Annotated in this window: 12 protein-coding genes; 11 read left to right on the top strand and 1 reads right to left on the bottom strand. The window is 66.0% G+C overall.

Annotation, left to right across the window (positions count from 1 at the left end; translation table 11 throughout):
* The first annotated feature begins 39 nt into the window (after positions 1-39).
* From serA to nrfD (C1A15_RS11865), 7 genes are all read left to right on the top strand, one after another.
* Positions 40-1653 carry a phosphoglycerate dehydrogenase gene (gene serA / locus C1A15_RS11895; protein WP_245865011.1) on the top strand — a complete coding sequence of 538 codons (1614 nt, stop codon included), beginning with the start codon at positions 40-42 and terminating at the stop codon, positions 1651-1653.
* Between the two features lie 10 nt (positions 1654-1663).
* Entirely contained in the window at positions 1664-2527 is an 864-nt protein-coding gene (nrfD, locus tag C1A15_RS11890; RefSeq protein WP_101722773.1) for an NrfD/PsrC family molybdoenzyme membrane anchor subunit, read from the top strand.
* Positions 2528-2726: 199 nt separating this feature from the next.
* Positions 2727-3107 carry a GntR family transcriptional regulator gene (locus C1A15_RS11885; protein WP_101722772.1) on the top strand — a complete coding sequence of 127 codons (381 nt, stop codon included), beginning with the start codon at positions 2727-2729 and terminating at the stop codon, positions 3105-3107.
* A gap of 9 nt (positions 3108-3116) precedes the next feature.
* Positions 3117-4049 (top strand): slipin family protein, encoded by a 933-nt coding sequence (locus C1A15_RS11880; protein ID WP_101722771.1) that lies wholly within the window; start codon positions 3117-3119, stop codon positions 4047-4049.
* Between the two features lie 691 nt (positions 4050-4740).
* A complete protein-coding gene (locus C1A15_RS11875; protein WP_101722770.1) occupies positions 4741-7143 on the top strand; it encodes a molybdopterin-dependent oxidoreductase in 2403 nt (800 codons plus the stop codon).
* A 10-nt stretch (positions 7144-7153) separates the two neighbouring features.
* The gene (locus tag C1A15_RS11870; RefSeq protein WP_101722769.1) at positions 7154-7774 is read left to right on the top strand and encodes a 4Fe-4S dicluster domain-containing protein; all 621 of its coding nucleotides are present in this window, start codon (positions 7154-7156) and stop codon (positions 7772-7774) included.
* Between the two features lie 10 nt (positions 7775-7784).
* The gene (gene nrfD, locus C1A15_RS11865) at positions 7785-9020 is read left to right on the top strand and encodes an NrfD/PsrC family molybdoenzyme membrane anchor subunit (protein ID WP_101722768.1); all 1236 of its coding nucleotides are present in this window, start codon (positions 7785-7787) and stop codon (positions 9018-9020) included.
* A 120-nt stretch (positions 9021-9140) separates the two neighbouring features.
* Here nrfD (C1A15_RS11865) and C1A15_RS11860 read toward each other — a convergent pair whose 3' ends face one another.
* Entirely contained in the window at positions 9141-9869 is a 729-nt protein-coding gene (locus C1A15_RS11860; RefSeq protein ID WP_101722767.1) for an AAA family ATPase, read from the bottom strand.
* A 131-nt stretch (positions 9870-10000) separates the two neighbouring features.
* Here C1A15_RS11860 and C1A15_RS11855 point away from each other — a divergent pair, with 131 nt between their 5' ends.
* From C1A15_RS11855 to C1A15_RS11840, 4 genes are all read left to right on the top strand, one after another.
* Positions 10001-10465, top strand: coding sequence for a GyrI-like domain-containing protein (locus tag C1A15_RS11855; protein WP_101722766.1), 465 nt, complete (start codon positions 10001-10003; stop codon positions 10463-10465).
* A gap of 495 nt (positions 10466-10960) precedes the next feature.
* A complete protein-coding gene (locus C1A15_RS11850) occupies positions 10961-12493 on the top strand; it encodes a 2-isopropylmalate synthase (protein WP_101722765.1) in 1533 nt (510 codons plus the stop codon).
* A 618-nt stretch (positions 12494-13111) separates the two neighbouring features.
* A complete protein-coding gene (locus C1A15_RS11845) occupies positions 13112-13993 on the top strand; it encodes an enoyl-CoA hydratase/isomerase family protein (protein WP_101722764.1) in 882 nt (293 codons plus the stop codon).
* 91 nt (positions 13994-14084) lie between these two features.
* The gene (locus tag C1A15_RS11840) at positions 14085-15347 is read left to right on the top strand and encodes an MFS transporter (RefSeq protein WP_101722763.1); all 1263 of its coding nucleotides are present in this window, start codon (positions 14085-14087) and stop codon (positions 15345-15347) included.
* Positions 15348-15505 lie beyond the last annotated feature (158 nt).

Raw genomic sequence — 15505 nt, 5'->3', positions numbered from 1 at the left:
GCGCGCCGCCCCTCTCGGGCGCGGCAACGATTCGAATCAATGAAACGCATAGGACGCAAGGTGGTTACCATTATGACGAAGAAGGTGCTGGTTACCGAGAAGCTGGCCGACGCCGGCCTCGCGGTGCTTCGCGACAAGGGCTACGAGGTGGACGTGAGGCTGGAGCTCGCGCCCGAGGATCTGGTCGCTGCGATCCCCGCCTACGACGCGCTCATCGTGCGCTCGGCGACGAAGGTGGACCGCGCGGCCATCGAGGCGGCCGAGAACCTGCGCATCATCGGGCGCGCCGGCGTGGGCGTCGACAACGTGGACGTCGAGGCGGCCACCGAGCGCGGCATCATCGTGTGCAACGCCCCCACGTCGAACATCGTCTCGGCCGCCGAGCACACGATGGGCCTCATGCTGGCCTGCGCCCGCAAGGTGCCCCAGGCGAACGCGTCCATGCACGAGGGCAAGTGGGAGCGCAGCCGCTTCACCGGCGTGGAGCTGTACGAGAAGACGCTCGCCATCTTCGGCCTCGGCCGCATCGGCGGCCTCGTTGCCGAGCGCGCCCGCGCCTTCGGCATGAAGCTCATCGGCTACGACCCCTATTGCAGCCCCGAGCGCGCCGAGCAGCTGGGCGTCACCCTGTACGACGACGTGGACGCGCTCGTGCCGCTGGCCGACTTCATCACCGTGCACCTTCCCAAGACGAAGGAGACTCTTCGCATGTTCGGCCCCGACCAGTACGCGCGCATGAAGGACGGCGTGGTGCTGGTGAACGCGGCGCGCGGAGGCATCTACGACGTGGACTCGCTCGCCGACTTCCTGGCCGCCGGCAAGATCGGCGCCGTCGGGCTGGACGTGTACGAGAGCGAGCCCTGCCTGGCGAGCCCCCTGCACGAGTTCGACAACGCCGTGCTCACGCCGCACCTGGGCGCGTCGACGCGGGAGGCGCAGCTGCGCGCCGGCGTGCAGACCGCCGAGTACGTGGCCGCGGGCCTCGAGGGCTCCATCGTGCCGACGGCGCTCAACATGGCGCCCGTGCCGCCCGAGGTGATGGACGCGGTGGGGCCGTACGTGCCCGCGTGCCAGATGATGGGCAGCATGCTCGCGCAGATCGACGGCGAGATCCCGCAGTTCCTCAAGCTGACGACCGCCGGGACGCTGGCGAACGCCGACGTGTCCATCCTCGTGGCGGGCACGCTCAAGGGCATCCTGTCCTACCAAAGCTCGACCACGGTGACGCCGGTGAACGCCGACGCGGTCGCGAAGCGCCACGGCATCAAGGTGGACACCCTGTCGGTGGCCGATGCCGACGGCTACGCATCCACCGTGTCGGTGGTGGCCGACGGCACCGAGGTGGCCTGCACGCTGGCAGGCGAGGCTCAGGCCGCGCGCCTCGTGTCGCTTTTGGGCTACAAGCTGGACATCGCGCCGGCGGGCCAGTCGCTCGTGTTCGAGTACGTTGACGCGCCGGGCCGCGTGGGCACCATCGGAACCATCCTGGGCGAGGCGGGCATCAACATCACCACGATGCAGATCGGCACTAAGCCGGCCGAGCAGTGCGCGCTCGTGTACATGAACGTGGAGGGCGACGTCGACGACGACGTGCTGGCCTCGCTGCGCGCCGGGCTGGGCGACCTCAAAAACCTCTGGTACGTGAAGCTGTAGCGGACGCGCGATGTTCAGCCCGCTCATCGTCATCTACCTGTTCTTGGCGGGTGCGGGCTGCGGCACGTTCGTCGCGGCCGTGTTCCTGTCGTGGCGGGCGCGCTCGTCCGCGGCGCTGAAGCGCTCCTTCGGGCGCGTCGCGCTGCCGGCGCTCGTCGCCTCGTGCGGCATGGTGGCGGTGGGGGCGACGTGCCTCATGCTCGACCTGGGACGGCCCGAGCTCGCGCTCGACGTGCTGGCGAACCCGCTGGGCAGCGTGCTGTCGGCGGGCGCGTGGGCGCTCGTGGCGTTCGTGGCCGCCGCCGCGGTGCTCGCCGCGTGCAACCTGGGGGTGCTCAGGCTCGGCCGCGTCGGCGCTGCGGCGGCGAAGGCGTTCGGGTGCGCGTGCGCCGTCGTGGTGATGGTGTACTCGGGGTTGTTCCTGTCCACTATCTGGACGCTGCCGTTCTTGGCCTCGCCGCTCGTGCCGGCGCTGTTCGTGTGCTCGTCGCTGTCGTGCGGGGGAGGCGTGCTGCTCGTGCTGCCGCTTTTGTGCGATGCCGATGCGCGCCCGCTGTTCCGGGAGATCGCCCGCATCGACGGGGCGCTGCTGGTGCTCGAGGCCCTCGCGCTCGCCGCCCTCGTGGGCCTCGCGGCGAACGACCCGCTGTCGAGCGCGGCCGCCGCGCGCCTGCTGACCGGCGACATGGCGCTCGCGTTCTGGGGCGGGCTCGCGGCGGCGGGCATCGCGGCGCCGTTCGCGCTCGAGGTCGCGCTGCGCGCGCCCGATGCGCGCGCCTGCGCCTGCATCGGCGTTCTGCTGCTCGTAGGCGGCTTCTTCCTGCGGTACTGCCTCTGCATGGCGCCGTTCGCGGGCATCGCGTCGTACTTGTGAGACGAAGGTGTGCGACAGAGGAGACAGAGGGACGGGGTAATCGTCTCATTTTGCCCGCAAAATGAGACGATTACCCCGTCCCTCTGTCTCATTCTCGTCGGCATCGGGGGCGAAGCGCGTTAGAATGTATACGGTAGTATTTAGCTAGGGATGTAGGAAAACCGGCACCCGCCCCGGCGGTGCGAAGGAAGCTCGGCGCATGGACGATTTCAGCATAGACGAACGAAGCGGCGTGCCCATCTGGGTGCAGCTGCGCAACAGGCTCGTCTACCTCATCCAGACGGGGCAGTACCAGCCGGGCGACCAGCTGCCCACCGTGCACGAGATGGCCGTCAACCTCAACATCAACTACAACACCGTGAACAAGGTGTACCGCAGCATGGAGACGTCGGGCCTCATCATGTCGAAGCGGGGCCGCGGCACCTTCGTCGCCGAGAACCCCGCATCCGCCGACGAGGATTCCGTCGAATCGACGATCGACGCCATGATGGGCGATTTCATCCGCCAATGCGAGGAGCTGGGCATGACGCGCAGCGAGATCGCGGGGCGCCTTCAGGACAAGATCTCCCGGATGGGATAGGAGCGAGCTATGGTCAAGTTCGGCAAACGCGGCAACGATCGTCCGAGCGACGTGCTGTCGGGCGGGGAAGAGCCCGTCTCCGGCAGGCGGAAGGCGTCGCGCCGCGGCGCGGTCGTGCTGGCCGTGGCGCTGTTTCTCGCGGCGTTCGCCGTGGTGGTGGGCGCGACGTACCCCTTCCGCTCGGCGTTCACCGTGGGTCTGGGCGTGCTCGTGGGCTTGGGGCTGGCCGGCAGCGTGCACATCGCCTACGAATGGGAACGCGCCGTGGTGCTGCGCTTCGGGCGGTTCCATCGCCTCGCGGGCCCGGGGCTGTACGTCACCATCCCCGTGGTGGACTCGGTGACCATCGTCATCGACCAGCGCATCTCGTCCATCTCGTGCTCGGCCGAGCAGGTTCTGACGGCCGACCTCGTGCCGGTCGACCTCGACGCCGTCGTGTTCTGGATGGTGTGGGACCCGAAGAAGGCGTGCCTCGCCGTCGAGGACTACGAGCACTCAGCGTCGCTCGTGGCCCAGACCGCGCTGCGCGATGCCATCGGCCAGGTGGAGATCGCCGAGCTGTCCATGCAGCGCTCGCACATCGACCATCAGCTGAAGAAGAACATCGAGGAGAAGACCGAGCAGTGGGGCGTCACGATCATCGACGTGGAGATCCGCGACATCCGCATGCCCCAGGAGCTGCAGAACGCCATGAGCGCCGAGGCCCAGGCGCAGCAGGAGCGCAACGCCCGCGTCGTGCTGGCCGAGGTGGAGAAGGACATCTCCGACATGTTCATCGAGGCCGCGCACGCCTACCGCGAGGACGACCTGGCCCTCCAGCTGCGCATGATGAGCCTCGTGAACGAGAGCGTGAAGGAGGGCGGCAACATGGTGGTGGTGCCGAGCCCCTACGCCCAGGGCTTCACCGGCGACATCGCGAGCGCGCTGAAGGGCAAGAAGTAGGGTGCCTCTTGCGAGCCCCCGCCGCGTCGCGAAGCGCGCGTACGCAAAACCCGTACAAATGTTTCACGTGAAACATTCCGGCGATGGCCCGCCGTCGGGGAGGGCAGCTGTTGCGCACGAATCCGCCGCCGCGAAACTCGTCGAGCCGGCAGCGCGCTTCGTTTCGTGAAGGGCGCGCCGGGCGCTCGCCTCCGATGCCCGAAACCGGTCGGAACCCCCGAAATCGCCTCGCGTCGGCGGCTTTTTCACGGTAACGGGCCCTGGGCGGCGGGCGTTTCCCGGGCAGCGGCGCGCCTTCGTTTACGCGGTTTTGCGGCGCAGGTCCGTCGATGCATGCGGATGTTTCACGTGAAACATTTGTACGCTCTGGACGTGCGCCTGCGAGCACGAATCGGCTTGCGAACGCGCGGCGCCCATCGGGGGAGGGTGGCGAAGTAAAACATATGTCAACAGGTTATATATAATGGTTGACGTGGGTATATGATGCGGGCGAAGCGTCGTCCCGCAGCTGCGGAAGCCGCAGGGGCCAATCGCTCCTGCGGCTTTCGCCGCGTTTTCCGCGCCGTTCGCGGACGGGCAAATTATTCTTGAAATGTACATATTCAATTTCCTATTTAACTATATTACTATGAAAACAGTTAACTAGCAGTCTTAGAGGAAACGGTCATGAGTCACTGAGAAAGGGGATGCAATGGCCACAGACGAGACGAACGTAACGCGCCGGGGTTTCATCAAGGGAACCGCCGCCGCAGGCGCCGGCCTGGCGATGCTGGGCGCGGCGGGCGCGATGACCACCGCCGACGGATGGTTGTCGCCGGCCCACGCGGATTCGGGCGAGGAGTACACGGCGTACACGTACCACCAGTCGCATTGCGGCGGCATGTGCCCGCTCGCGTGCACGGTGCGCGACGGCCGCATGGTATCGGTGCAGCCGAACCACTGCTGCGACGATAGGTACGAGACGATCTGCGTGAAGGGCATTTCCGAGGTCCAGCACATCTACGGCGACCATCGCGTGCAGACCCCGCTGCGCCGCACGGGCGAGCGCGGCGCGGGCGAGTTCGAGCCCATCTCGTGGGACGAGGCGCTCGACGAGGTGTGCGACACCTTGAAGGACCTCCAGAGCAAGCACGGCAACGACTGCGTGGTCATCTCCACGGGCGCCGAGGCGAACTTCCCGTGGCTCGCGGCCGTGCTGGGCGCGCAGGTTGACGCCAGCTCGGGCATCGACGTGGGCATCGGCAACGGCCTCGACCCGGCCATCGGCTTCGGCGGCGGCTACGCGATGGCCACCTGCGAGGCGCGCGACTGGGTGAACTCTAAGCTCGTGCTCAACGTGGGCAGCAACTTCCTCGAGTCCAGCCTGCCCAACGCGCGCCTGTTCTTCGAGGCGAAGGAAGCCGGCACCCGCATGGTGACGGTGGACCCGCACTTCTCCACTACGGCCGGCAAGTCCGACCAGTGGGTGCCCATCACGCCGGGCACCGACGCGGCGTTGTTCCTGGGCATGGCCAGCGTCATCCTGGACGAGAAGCTCTACGACGAGGACTTCGTGCTGAACTGCACCTCGCTGCCGTTCCTCGTGGACGCCTCCACCGGCAAGCTTTTGCGCGACCATGCGGAGGACATGGATGCCGAAGAGCCCGAGACGGGCGAGCAGAACCCCTTCTTCGTGTGGGACACGGCGTCGAGCGCGAAGGCCGCCTACACCGACGCGGCCGCGAAGCCGGCGCTCGAAGGCACCTTCACCGTCGACGGCGCGTCGTGCACCACCGTGTTCTCGCTGCTCAAGAAGAAGCAGGCCGAGTACACCCCCGAGTGGGCCGAAGGCGTGAGCGGCGTTCCCGCCGACACCATCCGCAGCCTCGCTCGCGAGTACGCCGAGGGCCCCGCTTGCCTCGCGCTCGGCTGGGGCGGCAACGACAAGATGGGCAACGCCGACATCGCGGGCCACGCCGCCGCCACGCTCGTGGCCCTCACGGGCAATGTGGGCAAGGTGGGCGCCGGCGTGGGCGTGTTCGTGGGCGGCAGCTACAACGGCCATGCGGGCACGCTCGGCGCGTGGGAGCTGCCCGAGGACCTCGCGGCCGGCACGCTCGAGATGCCGCTGTACGACGCGCGCGACGGCCAGGCCAAGGTGCGCGCCTGCATCTTCTGCGGCGACGTGCTGCAGCAGCACATCGGCAACATGAACAAGACGGCCGAGTTCGCCCGCGGCCTCGATTTCATCGTCACCATCGACCCGTACTTCACCGAGGGCGCCAAGTGGGCCGACATCATCCTGCCCGCCACGACGCGCTTCGAGAACGACGCGGAGGTGGGCAACGTGAAGGTGGGCTACAGCAACATCGTGCTGCAGAACAAGGTCATCGAGCCTTTGTTCGAGGCCCGCACCGACTTCTGGATCGGCAAGGAGATCGCCAAGCGCTTCGGCAAAGACCAGTACCTGCCCGCCACGTCCGAGGAGTGGGTGGAGAAGGTGCTGTCCTCCTCCGAGGACCCCTACGTCTCGGCGCTCACCATCGACAAGATCAACGATAAGCAGGGCGTCTACCCGCTCGAGGGCATCGAGGAGCCGCGCCGCGAGTTCATGGACCGCGTGTTCGCCACCACCTCCACCCGCATGGACGTGTACTACGACGCGCTGACCGCCTACGACCAGGCGCTGCCCACCTGGGAGCCGCCCCTTGAGGCGCATGCCGCGAGCGATCTGGCCTCCACCTACCCGCTGCAGCTGGCGAACGTGCGCACGCGCTACCGCATCCACAACCAGTTCAACGACGCCAAGTGGATCCAGCAGTTCGCCGAGCCGCGCATCGAGCTCAACCCCTCCGAGATGGAGTCGCGCGGGCTGGCGACGGGCGACGCGGTCGAGGTGTTCAACGACCGCGGCTCCTTCACGTGCCGCGTGAAGGCGAACGAGTCCATCCGCCCCGGCAGCGCCCGCATGTTCGAGGGGCAGACGGCCGACTTCCTCATCGAGGGCAACGTTCAGAACGTCACGAACGACGGCTACGTCGAGCGAGGCGCCGAGCTCATGTGCGGCCCGGTCATCCCGTTCTCCGATACCCTCGTCGAGATCAAGAAAGCGTAGGTGAGAGATCATGACCAAGCTTGGCATCGCTATCAACCTTGAGCGCTGCGTCGGGTGCAACACCTGCGCAAACGCCTGCAAGATGCAGAACAACGTTCCCATGAACATGCTGTACATCCGCGTGGAGACCGACGGTGTGGACACCGCCGATGGCGCGCAGGGGACCTATCCCAACCTCAGCCGCACCTACATCCCCGTGGCGTGCCAGCACTGCGAGAACCCCGCGTGTCTGAAGGTGTGCCCCGTGGGCGCCACGTACAAGGATGACTTGGGCCGCGTGGAGATCCATTACGACAAGTGCATCGGCTGCCGCATCTGCATGGCCGCCTGCCCGTACAACGCCCGCGTGTTCAACTGGAACGAGCCCGAGCGCGACCCCAACTGGAACTACGGCGACAAGGACGTGCCGGTGCGCCCGAAGGGCGTGGCCGAGAAGTGCACGCTGTGCAAGGAGCGCACCGATCGCGGCGACATCCCGATGTGCGTGCGCGTGTGCCCGGGCCGCGCCCGCGTCTACGGCGACCTGGACGATCCCGAGTCCGAGATCTCGAAGGTCGTGCGCGAGAACAAGGCCTATCAGCTTCTCGAGGAGTTCGGTACCCGCCCGCAGCTCCGCTACTACAACGCTTAGGGGGCTTGACATGCAAACGAAACGAATCTCCCGTCCGGTCATGATCGTCCTGGCCGTGATCGCCGCCGTCGGCGCGGCCGCCTGGATCTACCAGACCATGTTCGGCCTCGGCGTGACCGGCATGAACAACGGCACCTCCTGGGGCCTCTACATCGCCGCGTTCATGTTCTTCGTCGGCCTGTCCGCCGGCGGCCTCATCGTGGCCTCCTCGGCATCGATCTTCCACGTCACCGAGTTCAAGAAGGTGGCGCTGCCGGCCGTGTGCGTGTCCACGGTGTGCATCTGCTGCGCGGGCCTGCTGGTCATCCTCGACCTCGGCGGCGTGGCGCGCCTGTTCAACCTGATCCTCTCCCCGAACTTCATCTCGCCTTTGTTCTGGGACATCTGCGTCATCACCTGCTACCTGATCATCAACCTGGTCTACCTGTACTTCATGACGTCGAAGAAGGCCGACAAGTCCAAGATCGCCATCGTGTCGCGCTTCGCCCTGCCCATCGCCATCCTCGTGCACACGGTGACGGCGTGGATCTTCGGCCTGCAGATCGCCCGCGAGGGCTGGCACTCGGCCATCATGGGCCCCTTGTTCGTGGCCTCGGCCATGGACTCGGGCTTGGCGCTGCTGCTCATCTCGCTCGCTTGGATGAATCGTCGCGGCATCTGGGAGACGTCGAAGAAGCTCATGGGCATGCTGGCTGGGCTGTTGGCCACCTGCATCGCGGTTGACGGCTACATGGTGGGCTGCGAGCTTCTGACCACGGCGTATCCCGGTTCCGAGGGCGGCTGGCACGTGCTGTCGCAGATGTTCTTCGGCGCCACGGCCCCGTACTTCTGGATCGAGATCGTCGTGGGCGTCATCATCCCGTTCACCATCCTCGTGTTCGCGAAGAACCGCCAGAAGACCGGCCTCATCGTGTTCTCGTCGGCATGCGTCGTGGTGGGCGTGTTCTGCAAGCGCGTGTGGCTCTTGTTCTCCTCGTTCATCACGCCGAACACCTTCGGCGGCCCGGGCCTCATCGACGGCACGTCGGCCAACGCCTCGGGCATGGACGTGTGGGCGGCGACCAGCTGGTACGCGCCGTCGTGGGTGGAGTACGCGGTGCTCCTCGGCGTGATCGCGCTGGGCACGCTGGCCTTCCTCATCCTCGTCGAGCGCTTTATCATGAAGGCGAAGCCGACCGACCTCATCGACGCCGACGCGGCCGCCCACGGCGCGGCCGATGCGAAAGCGAGCTCACCCTCCTGCTAGCGCGTGCAACCTCCTCTCCTGCATGCGGTCGGCATTGCGGCCCGGCAAGCGAACCCCTGCGCTTGCCGGGCCTTTGCATGTACCCAAAGGTGCCTGACCCCTTTGGGTACATTTAGGTCGCTATGGCTCGAGGAAGGCCCTCACGGCGGCTTCCGGGTCGTCCATGAAGCGCCGCATCATGATCCATTCGAGCGAGTCCTTCCCGTCGATCTCACGAATCTCGTCGTCGAACTGGTAGACGGTGGCGCCGGGCAGCGCCAGCAGGATGGGGGAGTGCGTGGCGATGACGAGCTGGCAGCCCGCGTCTCGCAGCCGGGTCAACTCGCAGGCGAGCGCGATCTGCCCGCTTTGCGACAGTCCCGTCTCGGGCTCGTCGAGGATGTAGAAGCCCTCGGTTCGGAAGCGGCGCGTGATGAGCGCCATGATGCTCTCGCCGTGCGAGCGGGCGTGCAGCGACACGCCGCCGTAGTAGCGTTGGTCGTCCTCGAGCTCGTCGGTGGCGCTGATGAGGTTGAACAGCGTGTCGGAGCGGACGAAGAAGCCGTCGAGCGGGCGGTAGAGGGATCGGTCGAGCCGGATGAAGTCGTGCAGCGCGGAGTGCGTGGGCTTCGTCGAGAACGTGTAGTTGCGCGAACCGCCCTCGGGGTTGAAGCCGAAGGCGATGCCGACGGCCTCGAGCAGGGTGGACTTGCCCGTGCCGTTCTCGCCGCAGAAGAACGTGATGCCCTTGTCGAACCGCAGCTTGCGAAGCGAGGCGATCGCGGGGATGTCGAACGGGTAGGCGTCGGCGTCGGGGACCTCGTTCCAGAGGATCTCGGCCGAGCGCACGAACGCATCGTTTTCGAACATGGCAGCCCTTTCGTCTCGTCGATCGCTGCAGGCGCGCTTCCGAGTATACGGAATCCGAGGCGTGTTCGCCAACCGTGCGAAGTCCTGCGATGGTATAATCGGGCGAACGTTCGCCGAGCTGAGGAGGAGCCATGCCCCGCATCACCGATTTCGCCCTCGTCGAACGCGCCGAGCAGCCGTCAGTCGTAGTGAGCGGGCGTACGCCCATCGCGCAGCTGCCCGCGCTCATAGGATCTGCGTTTTCCCAGTTGGGTGCCTATGTCGCCGACGAGGGCCTGGAGCCTGCGGACATCCCGTACGTGCGCTTCGTGGATATGGGCGGCATGGACGATGCGCTCGTCGAAGTGGGTTTCCCGCTCGCGCGCCCTCTGCCCGGCGCTGGCGACGTCGCTGCCGGGTGCGTCCCGGGCGGACGCTACGTCACGTTCATGTTTCTGGGACCCAACGAGAACATGGGGCCGGCGTACGAGGATATGGAGGGCTGGCTCGCGCAGCGCGGGCTCGTTTCGTCCGGCCAGTGTATCGAGCAGTACTATAACGGCGATCCGTTCCCGCGCGACCTGGCGCTCACCGGCGTGTCGGTTCTGCTTGCCTGAGGGTGTTCCGCCGCGGTATCGCACGGTCGGGACGGTGGACAAAAACGCGAGTATTCTTTATCTTTTGTTGGGAATAATCGTGAGAGCGGACTTTCTACCAGGTGTTATGCGAACCGCCATGTTCGGAGGGCCTCGCACGCTGGCAAAATCTAGCGAATACTCGCACTTTTGTCCATTACCTTTCTAATCATATATAACCCGCGGAACGGGTGGATGCTTGCCGGCGACGGCGGGGCGCCTTCCGGCATCTGCGGGGCGCTTACCGGCGACGGCGGGATGCCTGCCGACGACTGCGGGGCGCCTGTCGGCGCCGGCGAGACGATCGCCCGTTTCGCCATGCACGCGAAAATGACCGGGGAGAACCCGGGGCCGCTGCCGAATTCCCACGGCTTCGGTCGGCATATTTGCTATGATTGTCAAATCAATCTGAAACGCGGTCAACGCTTGCGCGGTTCGATGCGGCGGGACTGGACACGAGAAGGAAGGAACACGCACATGACTCGCAAGATCAACATCTTCGATACGACGCTTCGCGACGGCGAGCAGTCGCCGGGCGCCTCCATGAACACCGAGGAGAAGCTGGTCGTGGCGCGTCAACTTCTGCGGCTCAACGTGGACGTCATCGAGGCGGGCTTCCCCATCTCGAGCCCCGGCGACTTCGAATCGGTCCGCCGCATCGCCGAGCTGGCGGGCGACCAGGCCACGGTGTGCGGCCTCACGCGCGCGGTGGAGAAGGACATCGACGCGGCGGCCGACGCGCTCAAGTACGCCAAGCGCCCCCGCATCCACACGGGCATCGGCGTGAGCCCGAGCCACCTGCGCGACAAGCTGCGCATCACCGAGGACGAGTGCGTCGAGCGCGCGGTGAAGTGCGTGAAGTACGCCAAGACGTTCGTGGAGGACGTGCAGTTCTACGCCGAGGACGCGGGCCGCTCCGACTACGACTTCCTCGTGCGCGTCATCGAAGCCGTCATCAAAGCCGGCGCCACGGTGGTGAACATCCCCGACACCACGGGCTACTCGCTGCCCGAGGAGTTCGGCGCGCGCATCAAGTACCTCATGGACAACGTGGACGGCATCGAGAAGGCCACGGTGTCGGTGCACTGCCACAACGACTTGGGGATGGCCACGGCGCTGTCGCTGGCCGGCGTGAAGAACGGTGCCACGCAGGTGGAGTGCACCATCAACGGCCTGGGCGAGCGCGCGGGCAACACGGCCATGGAGGAAGTGGTCATGGGCATCAAGATGCACGGCGACGAGCTGGACGCCTGCACCGAGATCAACACGCGCGAGTTCATCAAGGCGAGCCGCCTCGTGTCGTCCATCACGGGCATGAACGTGCAGGCCAACAAGGCCATCGTGGGCGCGAACGCCTTCGCGCACTCCTCCGGCATCCACCAGGACGGCGTGCTCAAGAAGCGCGACACCTACGAGATCATCGACCCGGCCGACGTGGGCGCGGGCACCAGCCAGATCGTGCTCACGGCGCGCTCGGGCCATGCGGCTCTCAAGCACCGCCTCGAGGAGCTGGGCTACGAGCTGGAGGGCGAGGCGCTCGACCAGGTGTACGAGGCGTTCCTCAACCTGGCCGACAAGAAGAAGGAAGTGTACGACGAGGACCTCGAGAGCCTCGTGAACGAGCGCGACCGCAACGAGAGCGCGCTGTACTCGCTCGAGGGCGTGCAGATCAGCACCGGCTTCCCGCTGACGCCGACGGCCACGGTCACGCTGCGCAACGCAGCCGACCAGGTGGTGACCGCGTGCGAGTACGGCACGGGCCCCATCGACGCCATGTGCAAGGCCGTGAACAAGATCGTGCAGGTGGACAACGACCTCACCGAGTTCTCGGTGCAGTCCGTCACGCGCGGCATCGACGCCCTCGGCGAGGTGACCATCCGCGTGACCGATCCGAGCGGCGCCGTGTACACGGGCCGCGGCGCCGACGGCGACATCGTGGTCTCGTCGACGAAGGCCTACCTCAACGCGCTCAACCGCCTGCTCAACGACAAGCAGGAGCAGCGCCGCTAGAGCTTCGCGGTTTCCATGCGTCATCGACGGCCCGTCTTCGGACGGGCCGTCGGCGTTTCGGGCTGCATGCGCTCTCGGAACCCGCTCGCCCGTTTCGCCGCCGTTCGCGAGGCGCGTCGGCGCGCGGATCGGCTCGAAGTAGGCAATTACTGCGTTTTGCGAACGCACGGGGCGCGTTCGGCACCTGTTTTAGGAGACGCATGGTACGCGACCTGGGGAAACGGTTCACGTCTTCCTCCGCGTCGATGGCGGAAACGGGCTCGTCGGGCCTCCAACGTACGCAAAACGAAATAATTGCTTAGAAATCGGCGAATCGCGTGTCCGATGCAAGCTGTCGACGGGCGACGTTTTCGCGCGCGGGATCGAACCGGTTTTCCTATCCCGACCGCGGCGACGGGCGGTGGACTCATTGGCATTTCGAGGGGTTCTCGCGCCGTTTTGCTCGGGAAACGCCGACGCAGGGCCGTCCGATCCATTGGAACTTTCAATGGAAGAAAAATGCAGGGACAAAACCGGCGATCCTGTCCATGTTCGAGCGGAAGCGCGGCCGGTAGGCTGCAAAGCATACGATCCCGGTTGCTCAGGGTCACCGGGACGATCCGTTCACGAGGAGGAATCATGGGTCAGTATCAGGAGAAGTACCACGTCCCCGAGTTCACGTACGACGAGTACGAGAAGATCACCGTCAAGAAGGACGGCCCCGTCTACATCGTCTCGTTCAACGATCCGGGCAACCTCAACGCCATGTCGTACGCCCAGATGGCCGAATTCAACGAGTTCCTCATCAAGGTGCGCATGGACCACGAGTGCCGCGTCATCGTGCTGACGGGCGAGGGCCGCGCGTTCTGCGCCGGCTTCAACCTCAACGACCTGGCCATGGAGCATCCCGACGACATGGGCGACGTGCAGACGATGTACTACCTCATGCAGCGCATCTGCTCCGACCAGGTGGTGTACATGCACCGCTGCGAGCAGCCCATCATCGGCGCGCTCAAGGGCTACGCGGTGGGCGGCGGCATGTCGCTGTCCTGCGCCTGCGACATGCGCATCCTGGGCGAGAGCTTCAAGATGAACGCCGGCTACCTGGCCATCGGCTACACCGGCACCGACATGTCCGGCTCGTTCTACCTGCCGAAGATCGTCGGCTACGAGCGCGCGTTCCGCATCATGTCCTCGCCGGACCGCTGGGACGCCGAGACGCTGCACAGCTGGGGCTTCGGCCTGGAAGTGGTGCCCGACGACGAGGTGGTCGACAAGGCCGTGGCGCTGGCGCACCACATGTGCGACACCACCGCCCCCATGGCGCTGCGCCTCACGAAGGAATCCATCCACGCCGCCGTCGACGGCACGAGCTTCGAGACGCAGGTGAAGATGGAGAACCGCAACCAGGTGCTGGGCGCGGTGTCGCAGGACGGCGTGATCGGCCGCGCGAAGATGAACCCGCACAACAAGCAGGACGTGAAGGACAACCCCGAGAAGTACCGGTTCAAGAACCTCTGATCTCCGCCGCGCGCGAGCGCTGGCACCCCACCCTGCGAACCCGGGCGCTGCTCACGCCCGGGTTCGTCCCACACCGTCAAGAGGGGGCTGTATGGCTATGCAAACGCGTGAGAAGCTTTCGTCACGTCATCTGCTCGTCGTGCTCACCGGCATCATGATCACCTTCGGATGCTCGGCGCTGTGCTTCTCGACCTGGGGGCTGTTCCAACCGGTCGTGTCGGAGGCGCTCGGCATCCCCACGACCTCGTTCGCCCTGTACGTGACCATTATGTACCTGACCATGACCGTGGCCTCGCCCTTCGCGGGCAAGCTGCTGCAGAAGGTGGACGTGCGCATCATCCTGAGCGCGTCGGCGGTGAGCGTGGCCGCCGCGTTCGCGCTGATGGGCCTCTCGACCAACATCTACCTGTTCTACGTCGCCGGCGTGCTGCTGGGCCTCGGCGAGATATCCATCCTGTGGCTGGCCATCCCCGTGCTGGTCAACAACTGGTTCTACGAGCGGGCCGGGTTCTTCATCGGGCTGTGCATGGCGTTCACCGGCATCGGCGGGGCGCTGTGGTCCATGGTGTTCACCGCGCTCAAGTCCGGCGGCATGGACTTCCATCAGATCTACCTCATCTGGGCCGTCATCGCGCTGGTCACCTCGCTGCCGTTCACGCTGTTCTGCGTGCGCACGCGCCCGTCCGACTGCGGGCTGGCGCCCTACGGCGCCGCCGTGGCCGAGGGCAAGGAGGCTGCGAAGCCGTGCGGCCTGTCCGCGTCGCTCGCTATGAAGTCGTCGGCGTTCTACCTCGTGTGCGTCTGCGCGGGCATCATCAACATCGCGAACCTCATCGCCATGCAATTCCCCACGTACACGAAGTCGCTCACCGGCGTGGCCTTCGACGTGCTCGTGGTGGGCGGCATCATGTCCACCGTCATGATGGTGGGCCAGGCGCTGTTCAAGATCGTGCTGGGCGCCGCCGTGGACAAGAGCGTGAAGGGCGCGCTGTGGTTCGCGTTCGCGGCCGGCGTGGTGGGCATCTTCCTGTGCTGGTTCGGCTTCGCGTCCGAGTTCATGCTGTACGCCGGCGCGTTCATCTTCGGCGCGTTCTACGCCACGGCCGTGGTGCTGGTTCCGGCGCTCACGCGCGCCGTCTTCGGCACGCGCGAGTACCCGATCATCTACTCGCGCATCTCCACCGTGTTCAACCTCATCGGGGCGTTCGCGTCCATGATCTGGGCGTGGGTGGGATCGTCCTACGGGTTCGACGCCGTGTTCACGGTGGGGCTCGTCATGCTCGTGGTGGTGCTCGTCACCGGTCTGGCGTCGCTTGCGGCGGGGAAGCGGCGCCTGCGCGCGCTGTGGGAATAGGCGTCTGCGAGACAAAGGGAGACAAAGGGACGGGGTAATTGTCTCATTTTCATAGGCGGAGCCGGAAGTCCGTGCAGGCTGCAAAATGAGACAATTACCCCGTCCCTTTGTCTCATTCCGAACGGAACAGAACGGCCAGGCTGGCCGTGGCGCGGCGG

It is taken from the genome of Eggerthella timonensis (genome assembly GCF_900184265.1).
In the GTDB taxonomy this organism is placed as follows: Bacteria; Actinomycetota; Coriobacteriia; order Coriobacteriales; family Eggerthellaceae; genus Eggerthella; species Eggerthella timonensis.
This window is presented reverse-complemented; position numbering and strand designations above follow the sequence as displayed.

Excerpts from the sequence above, each read along its gene's own strand:
- C1A15_RS11850 (WP_101722765.1), top strand. The coding sequence starts at position 10,961 with ATGACTCGCAAGATCAACATCTTCGATACGACGCTTCGCGACGGCGAG.
- nrfD (WP_101722773.1), top strand. The coding sequence starts at position 1,664 with ATGTTCAGCCCGCTCATCGTCATCTACCTGTTCTTGGCGGGTGCGGGC.
- C1A15_RS11885 (WP_101722772.1), top strand. The coding sequence starts at position 2,727 with ATGGACGATTTCAGCATAGACGAACGAAGCGGCGTGCCCATCTGGGTG.
- C1A15_RS11880 (WP_101722771.1), top strand. The coding sequence starts at position 3,117 with ATGGTCAAGTTCGGCAAACGCGGCAACGATCGTCCGAGCGACGTGCTG.
- C1A15_RS11840 (WP_101722763.1), top strand. The coding sequence starts at position 14,085 with ATGGCTATGCAAACGCGTGAGAAGCTTTCGTCACGTCATCTGCTCGTC.
- C1A15_RS11845 (WP_101722764.1), top strand. The coding sequence starts at position 13,112 with ATGGGTCAGTATCAGGAGAAGTACCACGTCCCCGAGTTCACGTACGAC.
- C1A15_RS11875 (WP_101722770.1), top strand. The coding sequence starts at position 4,741 with ATGGCCACAGACGAGACGAACGTAACGCGCCGGGGTTTCATCAAGGGA.
- C1A15_RS11870 (WP_101722769.1), top strand. The coding sequence starts at position 7,154 with ATGACCAAGCTTGGCATCGCTATCAACCTTGAGCGCTGCGTCGGGTGC.
- serA (WP_245865011.1), top strand. The coding sequence starts at position 40 with ATGAAACGCATAGGACGCAAGGTGGTTACCATTATGACGAAGAAGGTG.
- nrfD (WP_101722768.1), top strand. The coding sequence starts at position 7,785 with ATGCAAACGAAACGAATCTCCCGTCCGGTCATGATCGTCCTGGCCGTG.
- C1A15_RS11855 (WP_101722766.1), top strand. The coding sequence starts at position 10,001 with ATGCCCCGCATCACCGATTTCGCCCTCGTCGAACGCGCCGAGCAGCCG.
- C1A15_RS11860 (WP_101722767.1), bottom strand. The coding sequence starts at position 9,869 with ATGTTCGAAAACGATGCGTTCGTGCGCTCGGCCGAGATCCTCTGGAAC.